The following is a 22,405-nucleotide window of genomic DNA, read 5'->3' on the forward strand; positions in this document are numbered from 1 at the left end:
TTGGATCAAGCCAAAAGTAGGTTTAATTTATTTCTTTTGAGAATGAATAAGGTGCATCCTTTTCCTCCGTGCCACGGTTTTTGTTCGGAGTAGCGGACATGGTGCAATTGATCGTCATACCACGCAACAGGTCTTCATGGGTCAGGTAATTACGGGTGTAATTCTTGCCGTTTACCTTCATGGAAGAGATGTAGCGGTTGGCTTCATTGTTGTTGGCAGCGTTGATTACGACCTTCTTGCCGTTTTCCAGATTCAACGTTACGCTCTTGAACAACGGGGAACCAAGGATATACTGGTCAGTTCCCGGACAAACCGGATAGAAGCCGAGGGCAGAGAACACATACCAGGCAGAAGTCTGGCCGTTATCTTCGTCACCGCAATAGCCGTCGGGAGTTGCGAAATAAAGTTTGTCCATCACCTCACGTACCCAATACTGTGCTTTCCAGGGTTCGCCGGAGTAGTTATACAGATAGATCATATGCTGTATCGGCTGGTTACCATGTGCGTAGTTACCCATATTCATGATCTGCATCTCACGGATCTCGTGGATAACACCACCATAATAACTGTCATCGAACAAAGGCGGCACATTGAATACAGAATCCATCATTGCATTAAAGCCGGACTTTCCTCCCATCAGGTCGATCAATCCCTGCGGATCGTGGAAAACAGACCAGGTATAATGCCAGCTGTTTCCTTCGGTGAAAGCATCACCCCACTTCAACGGATTGAACGGAGACTGGAATGTACCATCCTCGTTACGTCCACGCATCAATTTGGTTTCGGGGTCAAACAGGTTCTTATAGTTCATCGCATGTTTGGCAAAGATCGCTATTTCAGACTCCGGTTTACCGAGTGCTTTTCCTAATTTATAGATCGTCCAATCGTCGTATGCATATTCTAATGTACGGGCGGCACTTTCGTTGATCTTCACATTGTAAGGCACATAACCCAGTTTGTTATAATAGTCGTAACCCAGACGGCCGGTAGATGATACTTTCGGATGTACATTGTTCGCACCATGTACAACAGCTTCCCAAAGCGTTTCGATATCGTAACCACGTAAGCCTTTCAGATAAGCATCTGCAACAACAGAAGCAGAGTTGTTACCCACCATACAGCCACGATGACCGGGGCTCGCCCACTCCGGAAGGAAACCACTTTCCTTATAAGTATTCGCCAGCCCTTCCTGCATCTTCACATTCATCGACGGATAGACCAGGTTAAGGAACGGGAACAGACAACGGAAGGTATCCCAGAAACCGGTATCAGTAAACATATAGCCAGACAACACTTCACCGTTATACGGACTATAATGCATTACGTTTCCATTGGCATCCACTTCATAGAAGCTACGGGGGAAAAGAACCGAGCGGTACAGGCAAGAGTAGAATGTACGCAACTTGTCGATATTATCGTCATTCACCTGTATACGTCCCAATACTTCGTTCCATGTCTTGCGACCGGCATCTGCAATCTGATCGAAAGAACGGTCGCCCAACTCTTTCAGGTTCTGTTCAGCTTGTTCAGGACTGATGAAAGAAGAAGCGACACGGGCATGAACAAGTTCGCCGCGACGGGTAGAGAAACCGATAATCGCTCCGGTATGATCTTCCTGAGCTTCGGTTTCACCTTTACGGATTTCGTTGTCGCCAACCGTTACCTTATAGGTAAAAGGTTTATCGAAAACAACCACAAAGTAATTCTTGAAATTCTCCGGTACACCACCACTGTTACGGGTCGTATAGCCGATGATCTTGTTCTCTTCCGGGATGATCCTGATGTAAGAGCCGCGGTCGAATGCATCGACGATCACATACGATTTATCAGTTTCAGGGAAAGTGAAACGGAACATGGCGGCACGTTCTGTCGGCGCAATCTCCGTCACCACATCATGATCGGCCAGATACACACGGTAATAGTTCGGTTTGGCAACTTCTGCCTTGTGGGAAAACCAGCTGGCACGCTTATCCTGGTCGAACACCACTTTACCGGTTATCGGCATAATGGAGAACTGGCCGTAATCGTTGATCCACGGGCTGGGTTGGTGGGTTTGTTTAAAACCGCGTATCTTATCGGCATCATAGGTATATGCCCAGCCGTCGCCCATCTTTCCGGTTTGCGGCATCCAGAAATTCATACCCCACGGCATAGCGATAGCCGGATAGGTATTTCCTGTCGACAGGGAGTGTTTGGATTGAGAACCAACCAACGGATTTACGTAATCCACGAGGTCTGCCTTTGCAGCAACTTTCATCGAAAACAAGCTGCCGCAAAGAGCAATAGCTAAAACAAATAGTCTCTTCATGGTCTAATATATGTTATTTTAATTTGATGATAAAGAATAAGGTTTGTCAGCTTCGGCAAAGACACGCTTCTTGTTTGGAGCAGATGTCATTTCGAAGGTCAGCTCTCCCCCGTTCATTATATCTTGTTGAGTAATATACGCTTTGGTATATGGTTTCCCGTTCAGTTTTACAGATTTGACGTAACGGTTCTTGTCGCTTACCTTGTCGGCTCTGACTTCGAATGTCTTTCCGTTTTCAAGAGATACTTTCATGTAAGGCAGATAAGGGGCACCCAATACATATTGATCGGTTCCCGGACAAACAGGATAGAAGCCCATCGCCGACAGGATATACCAGGCAGACATCTGGCCGCAATCGTCGTTACCGCACAGGCCGTCGATATTGTTACGGTACATCTTGTTCATGATCTCACGTTGCCAGTACTGGGTTTTCCAGGGTTGTGTAGTCCACATATACAGGAATGGGATATGATGACTCGGTTCGTTGCCATGCACATAACCACCCAGAAGACCTTCTTTGGTAACATCTTCCGTTTCAGCGAAGAATTCGTCGGGCAGGTGCATGGTAAAGAGAGAGTCCAGTTTAGTGATGAATGACTTGTCGCCACCCATCAATCGGATCATATTGTTTACATCCTGAGGAACATAGAACGAATAGTTCAGGCCATTACCTTCGATAAAACCTTCACCGTGTGTGCTCAGCAGGTTGAAGTTCTCTTTCCAGCGTCCGTCGGAATAACGGGGACGAGCATAACCGATACTGGTGTCGAATACATTAGTATAGTTCATGGCCCGCTTTTTATAACGGTCGGCAACTTCACGATTACCTGCCAAAAGGGCTGTATTGTAAATCGTCCAGTCGTCGTAAGAATACTCCAGTGTCAACGAAGCGGCACTGCCACTACGGTCGAGGGATACATATCCTTTTTCCATTAATTCTTTCGTTCCGTCATAATAAGGAATGGTAGAGCTGCTGACCATTGCTTTCAACACTTCCTCCTTATCCAGCGGCAAGCCTTTTGCCACGGCATCAGCCAATACGGATACAGAGTGATAACCGATCATACACCAGTTCTCGTTTGCCATATGGCTCCATACAGGCAACGCCTTATGTACGCTTTGTTCGCAATGTTTCAGCATGGAACGGGCAATATCGGTATTCACCTGACGGTTGATGATATTGAACAGCGGATGCAAAGCCCGGTACGTATCCCAAACAGAGAAGACCGTGTAATTAGTGAAATCGTCTGCTTTATGAATATTACCATCCAGACCACGATACTGACCATCTACATCGGTGTAGACACAAGGATTGATCATCGTATGGTATAGAGAGGTATAAAGCATCGCCATCTGATCGTCAGAACCTTTCGCATCGATAATAGAAAGCTCCTTATTCCAGGTATCCGCAGCACGTGAAGCCAGTTGGTCAAAACTATATCCGGTAGCCTCGGCATGCAGGTTTTTCAAAGCGCCATCGGTACTTACACCGGAAAGGGCTACTTTTACTTCCAGTTCATCCGAAGAAGCAGGATCGAAATCGAAATAAGCAACGATCTTCCGACCGCCTATATCCGGAAAGTTCTCTTTCATATTAAACTTGCCGTAACCGCCGCGGTAATCTACTTTTGCTTTTTCATCGCATCCGTAATGGATAACCGGTTTGGAGAAAGACATGGCGAAATAGGTATAATTGGTCCGTGCCCAGCCGTTGGTTATACGATATCCTGTCACTAACGTATCATTTTCCACACGGATACTTGTCCATAAAACCTTTCCGTCGTAGTTATAAATACCATGTATCATATCCAGGATAATACGCTGATTCTTCGATTCTTTCGGGAAAGTATATTTATGTATTCCTGCCCGTTTGGTTGTAGTCAGTTGTGCTTTTACACCGTAATCGGCCAACATCACTTCATAATAACCGGGACGGGAGATCTCTGTGTCGTGTGAGAATCGAGAACGATAGCCGCCGTCGGGATTGGTTGCTGTTCCGGGATTCAGTTTCAGGCAGCCGGTAGTCGGCATAATCAGGATATCACCCAGGTCGGAATGTCCGGTTCCGCTGAAATGGGTATGGCTGAAACCGACGATGCTGCTGTCCTTATGCTGGTAACCGGCACAATATTCGTAAGCGCGAGGTTGATATTTGCCGTCCACATTATGCGGGATCGTATCTGTATCCGGACTCAACTGTACCAATCCGAACGGTACGCATGCTCCCGGAAAAGTATGTCCCATCCCGTTTGTCCCGATGATCGGGTTCACTAATGAGACTTTATCCTGCTGAGCAAATAAATTTCCTCCTGCCAATAAAGCAGACAGAATTAAGGCTAAACATGTTGAAGACTTCATAATATATAATGTATTTGTTATTTCGTCAGGAACGCCTGGTACTCATTCCACATACCTTCGATGCTGCTATCTTCACCAAAGACACTTTTTATCGCTTTATCGAAACTCCAGACTTCCAAGTCACGGACAGTCAGATGGAATTTACGTATAGCATCCGGATCTTTGGTTTTCAACCATTGGATAAAGAAACCCGTTGTGCGGTAACCATCCATCCAGTTACCTCCGGGCTTACGTGTATTCATATCAAAAAAGCCGGCTTCTGCCCGTACAGCATCAGCCATTCCTTCAATACAAGCCCAGAATTCCTTATTGGTAGAATAACTCCCGATACCTCTCGGTTCGAACTGATAGGCATGGACCAACTCATGGTATAAGACGCCACGTGTCTCGAAGTCGAGTCTATACAACGACTCGCCTGCCGACTTCTCTATGTGTTGTGTACTGTATTCGATGGAAATAACAGGTGGATTGCCGGATTTGGCAGATACACCGTCGTAATCTTTCAGTGTATATTGAATGGTCTGCACGTCATTCATCGTATCCTGAGCGGTATAGAAAAGGATTTCCGCCACTTTTTCGGCATGATATTTTATGTAAGCATCCGGATCCTGCACCAGGTCGGCATAGATAGACGCCCCCTTTGTCTGAGGATCGAGCACCTCGAAGTCTACTTCGGGATATCTGAAATCTTTCCAGTCCGTCAGGAGATTCTTTTCAGAGAAAGAGACATCGCCTATTATCAATATATCATTTCCCTCAGTGGCTGCTTCCAGCATATACTGTTTATAATTTGAAGGATTAGCTATCGTGCAAAGTATCTCCTGATAGCGGGAGCAGAAACGCTGGTCTTTGCGTTCGTCAATCACCACCCATTTCGTTCCGTCGTACGAACCTTTTAATGTCCAGGTTGCCGGATCGTGTTCCGGCGTTTCTCCTGATGAGTAGAGTTTGTAACTTTGGATAGGAATGCAGCATTGAGTATCAAAAACGATTTTATTTAAGCCCTGCGCTCCCGTATAACAAGTGGTAGGATCTCCGTCCGATAATTCCGGGACATTTACAGAGATATTTTCCCTACATGCAGAGAATAAGAGTAAGCTAACTACTACAATTACATATTTATTCATAACAACACAACTTTACTGTTAACTCAATAATGCATTCACTATCCAAAGAAAACAACTCCCCAAAAACGCCTTTGTCAGAAAATGCCTATCAAACAAGGGCGGTGATAATTCTCGAATGCAATATTAGTCAGTTTCCATTTCCCAGGGTTATTCCTCAAATACCAAAAGAGTGTCATAATATACCTGATGTAGATTATGACACTCTTTTGGTAATTTATGACACCAACAGAAAATCAGGCATTTACCGGGTATTCCGGTATTCTTTGGGTGTCTGATTGTACTTGGAAGCGAACTCACGGTAGAAATAGGATTTGTTTGAAATACCTACTTTATAGATGATCTCCTGTACATTCAGATTGGTCGTTACCAATAATTGGGCGGCATACGTCAGCCGGTAATCCTTTATAAAGTCGGTCGGAGTAAGCGGAGATATTTTCTTGAACCGACGGTAGAGCGAACGGGTATTCATACCCATTTTCTCTGCAATCAGTTCAGGACGCAAAGTTTCCTTATCCAGATTCTCTGTAATGATAGCAATAACCTCATCCATAAATTCCTTGTCTTCCTGATGGATCAACTGTCCCCCGGATTGTTCGTAAGCACTTTCCGGTGAATAGTAGTAATCTTTCAACTCCTTCTTACTTGTCATCAGACGATTCACCACCGAACGGAGGACAACCGACGAGAACGGTTTAGTCAGGTAAGCATCAGCCCCCAAGTCCAATCCTTCAGCCTGATCGTTTTCGGAGATACGGGCGGAAACGATGATCAACGGAATATGCCGGGTAAACTTATCCGACTTCACGCGACTGATCAGCTCCAGGCCGTCTATATCCGGCATCATTATATCTGTAATAATAAGAGCCGGTGTTTGTTTCTCCATCAAAGCAAGTGCATCTTCCACACTGAACGCTTCTTCTATCGTATAAGCCGGGGATAAGGATTCTTTGATAAGCCAGACAATATCTTTATTGTCATCTACCACAAGGATGCAAGGTTTGTCATCCGCAGAAACCGGTATCCCCATCTCCCCCTGATCCGGAGAAGTCGGCAAAATACAGGCATCAGGTTCTTCGTTATCTTCCACCATATCGTCTTCATCCACTTCCAGATATGGTAACCGGACGATAAATTCAGCAAATTTACCTTCTTCACTTTTCACTTCTATCGTACCACGCAAAGACTGCACCATGCTATGACAGATAAACAATCCCAAACCGTTTCTGGAAGTCATTTGGGTGTAATTGTTTCCATCCAGATCACCCAGTATACGATATCGGTCAAAGATTGTATTCAGGTCTGCTTCCGATATTCCTTTACCAGTATTATATACACTGATAACTAACGAATCATCCTCTATCATTGCCGAGATACGGATGCTGCCGGCCTCGTCCGTATATTTAAAAGCGTTGGATATCAGATTAACCAAAATCTTCTTCAGACCGGTAGGATCGGTATTCCAATTAAGAGAGTCCGGCAGAGACATCGTAAAGTTTATTCCGTTCTGCTCAGCAATAGGGGTAAAAGAGTCGTATTGCCTGCGGATAATACCGGAAACGGAAGTCTTTTTAATACTGAAATAATTCATTCCCGCTTCCTCTATCTTGCGGAAGTCGAGGATTTCCTGGATCAGTTCGTTGAGACTTATTACGTTATCCCGCAATATACGGATATATCTTATCAGTTTATTATCCGAAGTATTCTCTGCATAAGTATGGATATAATCCCCCACCCCGTTTATCAAAGTAAGCGGAGTACAAAGTTCATGTGTGATATTGGCGAAGAAATTCAGCTTTGCCTCATATAGTTTTTCTTTTTGTTCTTCCCTGATCTTCCGTGCAACGAGTTGTTGCTTTTCTGCCATCCTCCGGTTGAAACGGTAGAGTAATCCCGTTAATAAAAGAAGAAAAGCAAACACATATAATACGATTGCCCAGGTTGAACGATACCAGGGAGGAAGTACCTTCAACGGTAAAAGGTATTCGCGGGCATTCGAGTCGTACACATCGTTTTTATAGCGGACTTTCAGTACATAGTTACCGTAAGGAAGTTTGGTGAACGATATTTCGTTATTCTTCTGTAATTCCGTCCAGTTGGTATTATAATTCTGCAACAGGTAAGAGTATTCATAGTTTTCTCCATGAATATAATCTGTTGCAACAAACGAGATATTAAACGTCGAGATATCCGGAGGAATCACGAGCTGGGCAGACTCTGCATCCGTATGGTCGTAAAGACTTACCGTCTCCCCTCCCATCTTCAGTTCAAAGAAATGAAGGTCCGGCCGAAAGTTTTCCAACTGGTCATTTTGGGGTTCGATCCAGACGAGACCGTCGATACCTCCGAAAAACAACCGTCCGGTATATTCGCATATCCAATAGGCGTCATCCGAAAATTCTGTGACTTTCAATTCCTGATGCCCGTAGTTGTGGAAGAAACTGTTACGGGGATTATATTTCGTCAATCCTTTATTGGTACTTAACCAGATACATTCGTCCCGGTCTTCCAGTATACCGTGGATCATATCGTTGCTGATACCGTCACTCCTGTCGAACTGTCTGACATCACAGGTGCCTGATGAATTACATTTCATACGGGTCATTCCGGAACTGGCACCCAGATAAAAGGTCGAGTCACTACTATAATACAGGCTTAACACGTCACCAATTGCCTGGTTGGATGAATTATTCATCGACATAAAGTCATATTCCCTGGTTAACAGGTCAAAACGTGCCATCCCGTATCCGCCGCGGCTACCCAGATATATAGTCGATTTTCCGTCATAATACATCGAATAGAATTCGTTACAGACTTTCCCATCTTTCTCCAGCTGATAGGAATCAATGTATTTAACGCCCAGCCCCGATTTACTTTTCTCCAGAATAACCTCGATCAATCCATCCCCTGTCGTGGCTACCCATAAAGTAGAATCGTTCACCTCACAGATGGAATGCACAAATCTTAATTTTGTATCGATCTTACTGGGAAGTGTATACACCTTCCCATCTTCATACGAATAATAGGAAAGCCCCGGACCATCCGTTCCGATCCATACCAAAGAATGATACCGGCTCTTATAAAAACAATATACACGGTTATTAGAAAGTCCGTTGGCTGTGGTATAACGGGTTATCTTATCGGAAGGTATCTGTTTTCCTTTATAAGAATCATACTCCTTTATACGGACAAATCCATCTCCTTTTGTTCCGAACCATAACGTTTTATCTTCGTCGGTATAAACCGAACGTACAGGATTACGCATCACAAAAGGCAAATCTTCCAGCAACAACCCGTCAAAACGCTCAGACTTATCGTAAAACATTCTGACACCCTGTCCGTCCGTTCCGATCCAAAGAATATTCTGCTTATTGTCTTTAATCATACTAAAAATACCGATATTCAGATCGAAAGCTCCTTCCGGATCATTCAGATCCATCAATAAACCATCCCTGAACGCCAGATATTGTTTCGACTGAAAAGAGACAATACGGGATATATCCCCATATTTCTTCATCCATACGGAAAGATCAGACAAATATTTTTCCTTTTTATCCTTCATTCCATATTGATACAATTTGTTCTCTGTATCCACATAATAGAGAATACCTTCTTCATAAAAAGCCTGCCTTATCTCTTTATCATGTATTTTACTTTCCTTTATCTGTAATTTAAGAGGTAAAGTAGAATAATCCGGAACGATCTTCTTCAGAAAGCCGTCAGACGAAAGGATATAAAAATCCCCTTGCTCATCGGTAAACAAGGCTTTTACTGCATCCGGAGTTATCCCTTCCGTATAAATATCCTGAAAAGAACCAGCCCGGACGGTATAACAGGAAATAAAATTATTCCGGCTTACCAATAGCGTATTTTCCAGAGAGTCTGCAACAATCAGGCGGCATTCGGGATATTCCATATACGACTCCGTCACTTTGCGATCCCTTAACGAAAACCGGTTCAGTCCCATCGAGGTCGAAATCCACAAATATTCTCCTCCACCTCCCGAAATCTTATGAATAATATTGCTGCAAAGTGTATTTTTATTATCAGGTTCGAAACGGTAAACATAGGTATTCTTCCCATTATACAAGTTCAACCCGTCATACGTTCCAAGCCATATATAACCATGGGCATCCTGGTAAATATCTATTATCGCATTATTCGACAAATCAATATTATTCGCTTTATGGAAAGCTATCGATGCCGCTCCTTTAAAAAAGGGGCACAGCAGGAATAAGCCCAATAATAGAAATCGTATTGATAGGAATCGAGTCATTATTATGTTTATTATTGATCAGACGACAAATATAATCCATCTTTTCCGTAATATTAAAACTTTTTAAGCTTAAAGGGATAAAGGATTATTAATAAAGCGATAACTTCGCATATTCGAAGGTGATAATATCGTTTTAACACATATAATATATGAAAAAGTATCTACCTCTTGTTGCTTCCGCACTGCTTCTTGCAGCCTGCAGCGAAAAACCGGGTTACGAAATAACCGGTACAGTATCAAACGCCGATCTAAATGGAAAGTATGTATACCTCTATGAATACGGAAATCCGGATGTCTTACCTCTGGACAGTGCATTAGTGGAAAACAACACTTTCAGATTCAAAGGGACACAAGAGGGTTCGCTGCTTGCTACTCTTCAGTTCTCGACGAATGTTGTTCCCGAAGAACGTGGCAAACCCAATTTGTTTAAAACAACATTCACTCTTGAAAACGGAAAAATCATCGCCAACCTCGACACATTCTCTGTTGTGACCGGAACACCGGCCAATGATGCAGAAAAGGCTTTGAAAGATGAGATCGCTCCAATTTATGATGAAATGGGAAAACTGGGGGATGCCATCCGTTCTGAAGATAAAGATATTGCCAATGCCGCTGAAAAGAAGTATGACGAATTCAGCGAAAAAATCACACGGGCAATCTGTAATTATATCCTGGCCCATATGGATCAAAAAATGTCTGCCAAATATACGTTTGACAACCGTTACAGTCTGAGTGAGGAACAACAGAGTGAAATCATCGCACAGGCTGACTCAACTTTCAAGGCATTCCCGGGTATCGACAAAATGATGAGCCGCCTCGAAATACTGAAAAATGTCGCTGTCGGCAAACAGTTCGTAGATTTCGAAATGGCTGATCCTAAAGGAGAAGTTCACAAACTGTCTGAATTTGTAGGTAATGGCAAAGTTGTCCTGATCGACTTCTGGGCATCCTGGTGTCCTCCTTGTCGTAAAGAAACACCGCATTTAGTCGAACTATACAAACAATACAAGAATAAAGGTTTTGAAATCGTTGGTATTTCATTGGATAGCAAAGCTGATGCATGGGCAAAAGGTGTAAAAGACCTGAACATTACCTGGATACAACTATCTGACCTGAAAGGCTGGCAGAATGCAGGTGCCGCTCTATACGGAGTAAACAGCATTCCTCATACGGTTCTGGTCGACAAAGACGGTACAATCATCGCCAAGAACATCCACGGAGAGGAAATAGATATTAAACTGCAGGAAGTTATTAAATAAAAAGTTACGACATGTCTGCCCAGATAACCCTCGACTGGAAAAAAGATTCAGTCTTTGAGACACAGATGGATGGCCATACGGTAACAATCGATACCAGCAAAGAAGACGGCGGCACCGGTTCAGGTGTCCGCCCAAAAGCTTTGATGCTGGTTGCTATGGCTGGTTGCAGCGGATTAGATGTGGTCTCTCTTTTCAAAAAAATGAGAGTCCGCTTCGAAAAGTTGTCGATCGACGTCAAAGCAGAGACATCCGATACCATCCCAATGCTATATATAGCATTCGACGTAACATACCATGTTACAGGAAACGCCGACGACAGCGCCCGAATAGAAAAAGCGATCCGCCTCTCACAGGAAAAATACTGCGGTGTAGCGCTTATGATGAAAAAGATAGGCCCCATCACTTACCGAATACTGTTTAACGGTACCGAACTTAATATTCAGCCAACCGAGAAATAACGAACTTTCCGTCTTGCATGGCTGGATTAAAAATTTTATCTTTGTGCGGTCTTTTAGAAAGCGATATTACATAGAAATTAGCAAAAAGTTTTATTATCACTTTAATATAATAAATTAGCGATTATGATTTATTCACATGAAGTTCAACACATGTGTGTTGTAAAGAAGGGAGCCAACCATCCTTGTGCTCCGATTCCTGAAGAAGGAAAATGGGTTAGATCTACTCAGATCACTGACATCTCAGGTTTGACTCATGGTGTGGGTTGGTGTGCTCCTCAGCAAGGTGCATGTAAACTGACACTGAACGTAAAGGAAGGAATCATTCAGGAAGCTCTGGTTGAAACAATCGGTTGCTCTGGTATGACTCACTCTGCTGCGATGGCATCAGAAATCCTTCCGGGCAAAACGCTTCTGGAAGCATTGAACACTGACCTTGTTTGCGACGCTATCAACACAGCTATGCGCGAATTATTCCTGCAGATCGTTTACGGACGTACACAGTCAGCTTTCTCTGAAGGTGGTCTGCCTATCGGAGCGGGTCTGGAAGACTTAGGTAAAGGTCTGCGTAGCCAGGTTGGTACTATGTTCGGTACTTTGGCAAAAGGTACTCGTTACCTGGAAATGGCAGAAGGTTACTGTACCCGTATGGCATTAGATGCTGACGATCAGGTAATCGGATATGAATTCATCCACCTGGGTAAATTCATGGAAATGGTAAAGAAAGGTATCGATGCTAACGAAGCATTAGAAAAAGCTAAGGGTTCTTACGGTCGTTTCAAAGAAGCTGTAAAATATATCGATCCTCGTAATGAATAAGAAAACACTGACACGCGTCCTAATCGGGTTAATTATCATAACTGTTATCGCGACGGTAATCACCTACTTCGTCATGAAGCCGGACCGTCCCTGGATGGCTTTTTATATGGCCTGTTGCGGCGGTGTACTTGTTTTCAACTTTCTAATATCTTTATTCCTGGTAAATAAGAATTTAAAAAAGTAAAAATAATATGGCTTTATTTGAAAGTTACGACCGTCGTATCGATCATATCAACGCGGTTTTAAAAGAATATGGTATCAACGGTATCGAAGATGCAAAAGCTATCTGCGACGCTAAAGGTATCGATCCTTATACAATGTGTAAGGAAACTCAACCTATCTGTTTCGAAAATGCATGCTGGGCTTACGTTGTAGGTGCTGCTATCGCTATCAAGAAAGGTTGCACAAACGCTGCTGACGCTGCCGAAGCTATCGGTATCGGTCTGCAGGCATTCTGTATCGCTGGTTCTGTTGCTGACGACCGTAAGGTTGGTATCGGCCACGGTAACCTGGGCGCACGTCTGCTTCGCGAAGAAACAAAATGTTTCGCATTCCTGGCTGGTCACGAATCTTTCGCTGCTGCTGAAGGTGCTATCAAGATCGCTGAAATGGCAAACAAAGTTCGTAAAGAACCTCTGCGCGTTATCCTGAACGGTCTGGGTAAAGATGCTGCTATGATCATTTCCCGTATCAACGGCTTTACTTATGTTCAGACTCAGTTCGACTATGCAACAGGCGCTTTGAACGTGATCAAAGAATATCCGTATTCAACAGGTCTTCGTGCAAAAGTAAAATGCTACGGTTGCGACGACGTTCGCGAAGGTGTTGCTGTAATGCGTGCTGAAGGTGTTGACGTATCTATCACAGGTAACTCAACTAACCCGACTCGTTTCCAGCATCCGGTAGCCGGTACATACAAGAAAGAATGTATGGAAAATGGTCATAACTACTTCTCTGTTGCTTCAGGTGGTGGTACAGGCCGTACTCTGCACCCGGATAATATGGCTGCAGGTCCTGCTTCTTATGGCATGACAGATACAATGGGCCGTATGCACGGTGACGCTCAGTTCGCCGGTTCTTCATCCGTTCCTGCTCACGTAGAAATGATGGGATTCCTGGGTATGGGTAACAATCCGATGGTAGGTGCTACTGTTGCTGTAGCTGTTGCTATCGAGGAAGCTATGAAGAAGTAATTAAAAACTTCATATATAGGTAAGCTCCTGCATTCATCGACTGCAGGAGCTTTTTATTTTGTATAAAGAATGTTTATTTCGACTATCTTCGTCCACCGTTTCTACCGGATGAATTAGAACGGTCATTCTTATTTGTCTGACTGTTTGTCGAATTATTGTAATGTTCCGTACGATTACTTGCTCCCGAATTTGGACGAATTACCTCAGGTTTCGTTTCGGGACGGGTAGGACGATTTGTCTCAGGACGGCTCGATTCGGGGCGACTGGTTTCAGGACGGCTGGGACGGTTCGATTCAGGACGGCTAGGCCTGTTCGGACGATTCGGGTGGTTCGGACGATGGTCCGGGTGGATATAAATCGGACGGCCATAAGGGGGAAACACCATCGGAGGGGCTATCGGTGGCAAATAATTTACATCATCATATAAAAACTCATAGCCTGTCAGGTAATTATCCCAGAATTCCAGGGCATACACTTCATTCTTGCCCGTCCGGTATTCCAACACTTCCTGTACATAGCCATCTTTCTTATTGACAGCCAATACCCGTTCGGGAGGCCCCATAAGGTTCTCCACTTCGGCAATGGTCATCCCGGTCGTCAACATCCCCAAGTCGAGATATTTATAGGCACCACAGGCAACCAACAAGAAAGAGGTCAATATTACCAAACTTAATTTCTTCATGACTATTAAGATATTAAAGACTCCAGATACTCCGCAAATTCGGAAGTCATCCAGTTGCCGTCATAGAGCTCTCCATTAACGAAAAATGTCGGTGTACCCTGAACATTGTTCTCTATACCGGAGTCGTAATCGTCTTTCACCTTTTGATAGAAACGATCTTTACTGAAATCCGTCTCAAACTCGGCAGCTTTTATTCCCAACTTTTTGGCATATTCCAATAAATAATAATCATCCAAAGCATTCTGATTCTCAAAAAGAAGATCATGCATCTCCCAGAACTTCCCGTAAGAACCGGCTATTTCCGTTGCAATAGCAGCATGCAAAGCATGCGGATGCAACTCTGTCAGTGGAAAATTCCGGAAAACAAACTTAATCTTGTTTCCGAGTTTTTTCTGTATCTCTTTTACTATATGGTAAGCCCTCCCGCAGTAGGGACATTGAAAATCTGCATACTCAATTAATTCTATCGGTGCATTGACCGGACCTTGAACATGATCGTTCTTATTTACTTCCAAATACATATCTGTTACTATTTGATTTCTAAATAATAACACTGCTTCCATTTCATTTGTTGCTTTATTAGCACTTCATTAACTGAATTCATTTTGTTTTTTATCTATCTTCGCATATATGAAACGAGGTACAGCTGATTTACCATTACATTACGGAACAGTCCCGCCCTGGCTGGCTCAACGTATGAGTTTGCTTGGAGGAGCCATTGCCGAAGCTATTATTATCGAATATGGTCGTCCGGCGTTATTACGACGGCTTAGTGATCCTTTCTGGTTTCAGTCGTTAGGATGTGTGTTGGGAATGGACTGGCATTCGTCAGGTATCACGACATCTGTTATGAATGCCCTGAGAAAAGCTATCAATTACCGGTCGGAAGAACTGGGTGTTTATATTTGCGGAGGAAGGGGTAAGTTTTCAAGAGAAACACCTAATCAACTCCTGGAAGTAGCCGATAAAACCGGATTGAATGGAAATGAACTGGTAAGATGCAGCAAACTGGCGGCCAAAGTCGATAATACAGCCGTTCAGGATGGTTTTCAACTTTATCTACATACGTTTGTCGTCACCAAAGAGGGCGACTGGTCTGTCATACAACAAGGAATGAACCCGAATGAGCGTATGGCCCGGCGTTATCACTGGCTGTCGTCTTCGCTCCGTTCGTTTATGGAAGAACCTCATACTTCCGTTTGCGGCAGAAACCAAGGATTGATACTTAACCTGACAGATAAACTGGCTGCCCCTACCAAAGAGGGAATCGTCGAACTGACAAAAGAGACACCGGAAAAGTTGATGCATGAAGTTTCTATCATTCTTCCCAATCACCATGAAGTAAGAGAGGAAGATGTTAACCTGAAACGTCTGGGGGCTGCACTATTGTTAGCCCATGAGACAAATGTGTCCGATATGGAATCATTGCTTTTATTGGAAGGTGTCGGGCCGCGTACGCTGCAATCGCTGACATTGGTCAGCGAAGTGATACACGGCACTCCATCGCGCTTCTCCGATCCAGCCCGTTTTTCGTTCGCACACGGGGGGAAAGACGGACATCCGTTTCCTGTCCCGACAAGTGTTTATGATGAGACGGTTGAAGTATTCGACAAAGCCATACGGCAGGCTCGTCTCGGGGATAAAGATAAATCGGATGCTTTGAAGAACCTGTCCAAGATATCACAGGAAATAGAAAAAGGATATACGCCAAGCAAATATTTTGATGATTGGGTACAGCATGAACGGGATACGTCTTATAAATATGGTGGAAAGACAGTTTTTGGTGATGCTAAAAAGCCTGTAAAGAAAGAGGATAAGGGAAAGGGAGGAATACAACTCAGTTTATGGGATTAAAGTTACTTTTCTCTTGCAAGAAAAGTAACCAAAAGTTCAAGGCTGCACCAGCTTCGCTGAGACCTATCGTCGTATCAACATATATTTATACGCCGTCTCCGTACAATCCTGAATAAACAAGGTATCACCGCTTATCGCCAACGGGTAGGAAGGATTGGTGGCATAGAAGGCATCCATCAGATAGGCTTCGTAGCCGGCACCGGTATCGGCTTTGCGCCAGTTCAGGTCGCCGGGCTCGTCTTTGCCATCTTCCGACCAGATGTATTTATCGCCGTTGAATGTGATGAAAGTATTTTCAAACTCGCAAAGCTGCCCGGCATTCTGGCCACTGACTAATTCCCATTTTCCATCGACCAGTTCTTTGATCTCGGGAAGCGATTTATCAAAAAGGGTAGCCTCTACTTTGGCACGGGTTTCCGTCTTCTCTGCCGCCGGCTCTCCACTTTGCTCCGACTTGCCTTTACAGCTGTTTGTTCCGATCAGGCATACCCCCATCGCTGCCAGTATGAAAATACTTTTCACGTTATTCATATCCGATATTTTATTTACAATGTTCTTTAATCAGTCTTTCAGCCAACGGATCACCCAACTCTTTTGCTTTGTTCAGGGCTTCGCAAGCCTCTGCTTTCTTCTCCATACGGACATAGCAGATACCTTTCAGACGATAGCAAGCAGCAAAGTCGGGAGCCACTTTCAAGGCATTGTCGATACTCGTCAATGCATCGTTATAGTTTTTCATGCGGACATAAACGGAAGCTTCTTCTGCACGGTAGTCGGGAATATCCGGACTCAGCCGGATCGCTTCTTTGATATCGGCTAAAGCACCTTCCAGATCATCGGAACGGAATTTAGCCTGTTCGCGATAATAATAGAAATTGCTGGTTACATCACCGTTCATGGCCTTGTAATACAGGTCGTAGTCGGCAATAGCTTCTGCATATTGGGACAGGCGTAGCTTCCAGTCGATACGTTCAAGGATATATTGCCCGGCTTCCGGAGTCAACGGCAAGCCGCTCTTCTCGATCGCACCATCCAACAGCGCAATGATATCACCGATATTGAAACCCGTTACATTCTCTTTTGCCTTTGCAGCCCAGTAGAAAGAAGTTGGCGATGCCAGGTCGCTGTTATTCACAACCATATACTCATTATAAGCCTGTTCGTATTCTTTCAGGAAGAAATGGATATCTCCCGCCAGTTGGTGATAAACAGGAAGATCTTCCTCCTGGATTGCCTTCTGAATGGTTTCCAGGGCGGCTTGTACAGACCATGCCGGATCGGTCAGGGTCGTATCGCCGGCGGCTACATTATAGATCAGTTTGGCCTGATTATAATAAACGTCCCCTTTCTTATCGCTAAACTTTGAAGCAGTCTTAATATCATCCAACGCCTTATTCAGATAGTTAGCCTGTTCAGCCGGGGTAGAAGCCAGCTCGGCACGACGACCGGCATAGTGAGAGGCACGGTTCAGATAACCGTCTGCCGAGTTCGGGAAAGTAGCGATAAAATCGTTCAATGTTTCCAGATAACTTTTCGCATCTTGTGTGCTACCTTTCAGGAATAAAGCGACCTGCGCCTGTTCTTCATCCGCCGGCCATGCCTTCTTTATACCTATATTATTATAGACTGTATTCAGGAAATCGGTTGCAGCCACAGACAGGCTATTGGTATAAGCAGCCGATACAGCATACGAAACATCTTTCTTACCGGAAGCATCCGCCTGTGCCAATCCGAATACCTGACCTTCGGCATTCAGGATCGGAGCATTTACCTGTCCGTCTTCCAGGGGTATCGATAATTTATAATAGCTGTAAGGATCTTTCAGCTTGCTGACTTCCGTGATCGTTCCCTGTCCGAAGTTGAGCGTTTTTGCCGTAGTATACGGTAACAGATAAGCTGCTGTTCCTACGACCAACGGATCGGAAGCGATGGGAAGGAACTGCACTTTCTTCGGTGCTTCGCTCTTCACTTTTATGACATCATACAATTCGTCGGCTCCGACAATAGCCGTCACGGGGTAGGTTTTTCCATCCACATCGGTGATCGTTGCCTTCTCAGCTCCTTTAAATAGATCGTAAGCAGCAAGGACATCGCCCGTTTCGGAAACATAGAAACCAGTTCCCGAGGTCAGTTTAGCTCCGTCTTTCCCGTATGTAGTGATTAAAACAACGGCCTTTTTACTTTTATCCATCCATTTAGGGGCGTTCTTCTGCGCAGTTGCCGGTAATAAATGGCAACAAATTAAAATAAGTAGTAATAGTGTTTGTTTCATTTCTTTTCTCATGTTATCAGATATGCCGACAAATGTAATACTTTATTATCTTTGTACATATTGTCTGAGTATAAATTTATCCGCTAACGTACGTAGCAGGCAGATGCAGCTGGTTAGGCTTCACCTGTCACAACCGCCCCAACTCATTAGTAAATAACGACATATAGTGAAAGGTAACCCTTCACCATCCTTTCACAAATAGGACGGCACCAAACAATAAATGGGTAACTACCCATTCCCAAATAGATAGTTACCCATTTATAAATATCTTGCCTGGAAAAAAACAAGGGTGTTTTGAAATGTAAAGACAGGACTTTTAAAGATAAAAGAGAGGACTTTCGTTTTCAAAAGTCCTGACTTTTTTAGGAGGTTTCAGGCCCTTCACTGTATTTCACTCAATACCAAAACATTACCAGCAATGTGAAAGGTGAAACGTCACCGATGCGACTTACTGATATTATACCTGTATACCCAACATGCCAGTATAAAATATACCGCACACTGAACCCACAGCGTCACATACTCCGTATGTATCTCTGCCATCGTGGCTCCCATCGAGTTTAATTTGACATAAGCCAAAGTGGCCGGTGCTGCCGGTATAAGGAAATGCGATAACTTCCAATACCAGGGCATCAATTCCAATGGATAAGATACGCCAGAAAGGAAAATCAGACCGACAGAGAAAAAGGCGATCATCAACAAAGGGGCATCGGAGTCGGTAAAGAACAAAGATGCCGTCAAGCCGAAGAAACTGGTCGCCATCAGAAACGGGATCAATAACATAATGATATTCCACACATTCCCGATATCCGGCAGGTCAAAGATAAAAGGGATCAAACCCAACAGGAAGAGGGAGAAGATGGCATACAATATCATATAGACAAATGTTTTCCCGGTGACCAACCGCATGGCCTGTGCAAGCGAAGAAGGATAGGACTGTAATAAATGAAACTGCCGTTCCTCCCCGCTGACCATACCGATCACCATCAACAACGTCTGGAACATAATGACGATCAATACAGCCGGTATCAGGTAAGTACCGTACCCTTCCGTGTAGTTATATAAAGCCGTACCCGCCACATTGATCGGCTGTACGGAAGCCAGTTGCGCCGCATCCCCGGCAGGAAGGAAGACCAGCATCTCCGGGCGGTAACGGTCGTTGAGTGCCAGCATAGAGCCGGCCGATGCTTCCTGTATCGACATATAATAAAGGAAAGCATTGGTCGTTTCATACATGATAAAGATAGACTCGTCACCACGCGAAACCCGGTCGGTAAAATCGTACGGCAGGTATAAGATACCGGCAGCCTCGTCACGTTTCATCAACTCTTTTGCCTGCGGAAAATCTTCGCCGGTAGCTATCACATCGACTTGTGGCGTTGCATTCAACAGGCGGATATATTCGCGGCTCAACTCTGTCTTCGAATTATCCACCACAACGACCGGCACATTTCGTACCACGTCGGGAGCATACATATAATTATATAACAGACCGTACATGAAAATACCTCCCATCAATACCAGAACGATGGCGAAGCTGCCCGAAATGGTCTTGAACTCATTCAGGATGATAGAGGATATATTAGTCAGACCTGCCTTTATATTATTTGATGTTTTCATACTTATGACTTAAAATTGCTCTTTTTAAATGCGGCACCATCAGAAAAGCCACCCCGATGAAACAGAACAGCGCACTGAAATTCCACCAGGTATAGGCAAACCCATAGTCGCCGTACAAAAGATTTTGATTGATCTCGACAAAATGACGTACCGGAAACAGGAACGAAGTGTAATAGACCGGAGCATACATGGATGGAGCCGGAAAAGTTACACCCGACAAGGTCGCTCCCAACGATCCGACCATCGACACGATACTGATAATGATACTGATCGCCGGAAAAAGGGAGAACAGAAAGACGGCCAGCGCCTGCGTTGCGATCACAAACAGGATCGAAGTCAGGTTCAATGGCCAGAACCCACAGGAGAATGGGATATTCATAGGACCGAACATCACATAATTTCCGAAGATACTCATCAGGGAAAAGATAATCGTGTAAGGCAACAGTTTCCCGAAAAGGGCGGTAACCATATTCATATCAGCCGTTGCCAGCCACTCGTCGCCGGTACGGAACTTCAGTTCGCTACCGACGGCATACACCGTAGTCAACAGGATGATCACCTGGAAGAAGATAAAGAAAAACGGATTGCTCAGGTAAACGGAGTAATCGAGATCGGGATTGTACAGCGGATGGTTCTGTGCCTCAACCGGAAGTAGAAAAGTCGTTACCTGCTTCTGGTTGATGCCCATAGCAACAGCCTCGGAAACGATCGGCGACATGGATAGTGTGCGTAGCACATTCTCGAAAGCACCTCTGACCTCACCACCGACACTCAATAAGGCGTAATGATAATAGTAGGATAAGGTAGCCTGTCTCCCACCCGTCACGTCTGCTTCAAATTGATTCGGGATCACCAGGTAACCATATATCTCTTTTGCCTGTGTCGCCTTACGGGCCGTCTCGGCATCGACGTAATGCCGTGTCACCCGGAAAGTGGGAACGGCTTCGACCTGACGGATTACTTCGCGCGACAAAGCGGTCTGATCCTGATCTACAATGCCCACCGGAATATTTTCCATCTGTCCGTTACCGAAGATCGTAGACATGAAGAAGATACAGAACAGGGGCAACACGATGCAGACCCCGAAATAGAGCCTGCGTGAAACCATCCGATGTAGTTCCCGATGAAATACATTGTAAAAAGGACTATGTTGTTTATTACTACTCATAAATGATACCGGTTATTGTTCTCCCAAATTAAGCAGGACAGACATGCCCGGGCGTAATCCGTCGACCGGTTTTACAGGCAGGGCATGGATCTCGAAAGTTCTCAGATCGTAACTTCCGGTCTGTTTCGTCGATTTCCAAGTGGCGAAGCTACCCAGCGGACTGACGTAGTTAATCTTGAATTCAATATCTTTCGTTGCGATTGCGGGAACGTCCGCTTTAAATGTACCTCCCATTTTAAATAACGGCAGACGGTCTTCACGCACATTCAGGACTACATGCACATCGTCAAGTACCACCAGGTTCATGATCGGCATGCCGGCCCCTACCAATTCACCCCGTTTCGGGAAAATGGTCGAAATCTGACCGGATTCGGGAGCGACCAGGCGGGCATCCTGCAGGAGAGCTTCGACTTCGTTGACTGTTCCCTGTGCTGCCGTCACCAGTGAACGGGCACTTTCTTTATCTTGTATCCGGGCACCGTCGAGGGCCATCTGATATTCATTATAGCAGGCACGTTCGTTAGCAACGGCGGCGTTATAGAGTGCTTCCACTTCGTCTTTTCGTTGGGAAGTGACTACGCTGTCTTTATAAAGGGCCGTGATACGGTCGTAAGTTGTTTTAGCCAGTTGGAGGTCGGACTTCGATTTGTTCCATAACTGTTCTACGGATGCTATGATCTGTTTCCGGGTTCCCTCATCAACCTTTTGATTCTGGAATTTGGCAATACTCTCCAAAGCATTTACTTGCTGGTACTTCGCCATTGCTTCGGGACTGTTGATCACCACCAGCGTATCACCGGCCTTTACATTTTGTCCTTCTTTGACAAGGAAAGTATCTATTCTACCGGGTAACTTACCGGATATGCGTATTTCGGTTGCTTCAATCTGCCCTTGCAGGATAACCGGCTTTTTCTTCAGTAGCAGTATGCCGACAGCAGATATAATTATTACGGCGATCAGTACCACTATAAAGGAGATCGTCAGGTATTTCTTAGTCTTGTCCATAATTTTTTTTGT

General features: G+C 44.5%; 17 protein-coding genes. 6 read left to right on the forward strand and 11 right to left on the reverse strand.

The features are described 5' to 3' along the window. Positions 1-22 precede the first annotated feature (22 nt). From M1P97_RS24200 to M1P97_RS24215, 4 genes are all read right to left on the reverse strand, one after another. Positions 23-2,308, reverse strand: coding sequence for a GH92 family glycosyl hydrolase (locus tag M1P97_RS24200; protein ID WP_249390430.1), 2,286 nt, complete (start codon positions 2,306-2,308; stop codon positions 23-25). An 18-nt stretch (positions 2,309-2,326) separates the two neighbouring features. Next, positions 2,327-4,666, reverse strand: coding sequence for a GH92 family glycosyl hydrolase (locus tag M1P97_RS24205; protein ID WP_195372105.1), 2,340 nt, complete (start codon positions 4,664-4,666; stop codon positions 2,327-2,329). Between the two features lie 17 nt (positions 4,667-4,683). Next, positions 4,684-5,793: a basic secretory family protein gene (locus M1P97_RS24210; protein WP_249390431.1), complete on the reverse strand. Its 1,110-nt coding sequence runs from the start codon at positions 5,791-5,793 to the stop codon at positions 4,684-4,686. A 241-nt stretch (positions 5,794-6,034) separates the two neighbouring features. Next, on the reverse strand, positions 6,035-10,066 hold the full coding sequence (locus M1P97_RS24215; protein WP_249390432.1) for a hybrid sensor histidine kinase/response regulator transcription factor: 4,032 nt from the start codon (positions 10,064-10,066) through the stop codon (positions 6,035-6,037). Between the two features lie 149 nt (positions 10,067-10,215). Here M1P97_RS24215 and M1P97_RS24220 point away from each other — a divergent pair, with 149 nt between their 5' ends. The 5 genes from M1P97_RS24220 (at position 10,216) to M1P97_RS24240 (ending at position 13,792) form a co-directional block, all read left to right on the forward strand. Then, positions 10,216-11,325: a TlpA disulfide reductase family protein gene (locus M1P97_RS24220; protein WP_249390433.1), complete on the forward strand. Its 1,110-nt coding sequence runs from the start codon at positions 10,216-10,218 to the stop codon at positions 11,323-11,325. An 11-nt stretch (positions 11,326-11,336) separates the two neighbouring features. Continuing rightward, entirely contained in the window at positions 11,337-11,783 is a 447-nt protein-coding gene (locus M1P97_RS24225; RefSeq protein ID WP_249390434.1) for an OsmC family protein, read from the forward strand. Between the two features lie 123 nt (positions 11,784-11,906). Continuing rightward, a complete protein-coding gene (locus M1P97_RS24230) occupies positions 11,907-12,599 on the forward strand; it encodes an iron-sulfur cluster assembly scaffold protein (protein WP_122360554.1) in 693 nt (230 codons plus the stop codon). Further along, positions 12,592-12,783: a hypothetical protein gene (locus tag M1P97_RS24235; protein ID WP_129734696.1), complete on the forward strand. Its 192-nt coding sequence runs from the start codon at positions 12,592-12,594 to the stop codon at positions 12,781-12,783. Before M1P97_RS24230 ends, M1P97_RS24235 begins: the two co-directional genes overlap by 8 nt. 7 nt (positions 12,784-12,790) lie before the next feature. Continuing rightward, positions 12,791-13,792 carry a GGGtGRT protein gene (locus M1P97_RS24240; RefSeq protein WP_195372100.1) on the forward strand — a complete coding sequence of 334 codons (1,002 nt, stop codon included), beginning with the start codon at positions 12,791-12,793 and terminating at the stop codon, positions 13,790-13,792. 82 nt (positions 13,793-13,874) lie between these two features. Here M1P97_RS24240 and M1P97_RS24245 read toward each other — a convergent pair whose 3' ends face one another. After that, on the reverse strand, positions 13,875-14,474 hold the full coding sequence (locus M1P97_RS24245; protein ID WP_195372099.1) for a hypothetical protein: 600 nt from the start codon (positions 14,472-14,474) through the stop codon (positions 13,875-13,877). A gap of 5 nt (positions 14,475-14,479) precedes the next feature. After that, positions 14,480-14,995 (reverse strand): DsbA family protein, encoded by a 516-nt coding sequence (locus M1P97_RS24250; protein ID WP_229058427.1) that lies wholly within the window; start codon positions 14,993-14,995, stop codon positions 14,480-14,482. Between the two features lie 109 nt (positions 14,996-15,104). On the opposite strand from M1P97_RS24250, the gene M1P97_RS24255 reads away from it, so the two are divergent. Next, a complete protein-coding gene (locus M1P97_RS24255) occupies positions 15,105-16,328 on the forward strand; it encodes a DUF763 domain-containing protein (RefSeq protein WP_249390435.1) in 1,224 nt (407 codons plus the stop codon). A gap of 63 nt (positions 16,329-16,391) precedes the next feature. Here M1P97_RS24255 and M1P97_RS24260 read toward each other — a convergent pair whose 3' ends face one another. From M1P97_RS24260 to M1P97_RS24280, 5 genes are all read right to left on the reverse strand, one after another. Continuing rightward, complete coding sequence (locus M1P97_RS24260; protein ID WP_249390436.1) at positions 16,392-16,859, reverse strand: hypothetical protein; 468 nt, start codon at positions 16,857-16,859, stop codon at positions 16,392-16,394. Positions 16,860-16,869: 10 nt separating this feature from the next. Further along, entirely contained in the window at positions 16,870-18,600 is a 1,731-nt protein-coding gene (locus M1P97_RS24265) for a serine protease (protein WP_249390437.1), read from the reverse strand. A 435-nt stretch (positions 18,601-19,035) separates the two neighbouring features. Beyond that, positions 19,036-20,220, reverse strand: a complete 1,185-nt coding sequence (locus M1P97_RS24270) for an ABC transporter permease (RefSeq protein WP_249390438.1) — start codon at positions 20,218-20,220, stop codon at positions 19,036-19,038. Beyond that, complete coding sequence (locus tag M1P97_RS24275) at positions 20,204-21,388, reverse strand: ABC transporter permease (RefSeq protein WP_195372095.1); 1,185 nt, start codon at positions 21,386-21,388, stop codon at positions 20,204-20,206. The genes M1P97_RS24270 and M1P97_RS24275 overlap by 17 nt, the downstream gene beginning before the upstream one ends. A gap of 12 nt (positions 21,389-21,400) precedes the next feature. Then, complete coding sequence (locus tag M1P97_RS24280) at positions 21,401-22,393, reverse strand: HlyD family secretion protein (RefSeq protein ID WP_195372094.1); 993 nt, start codon at positions 22,391-22,393, stop codon at positions 21,401-21,403. Positions 22,394-22,405 lie beyond the last annotated feature (12 nt).

It is taken from the genome of Parabacteroides leei (assembly GCF_023369805.1).
Classification (GTDB): Bacteria; Bacteroidota; Bacteroidia; order Bacteroidales; family Tannerellaceae; genus Parabacteroides; species Parabacteroides leei.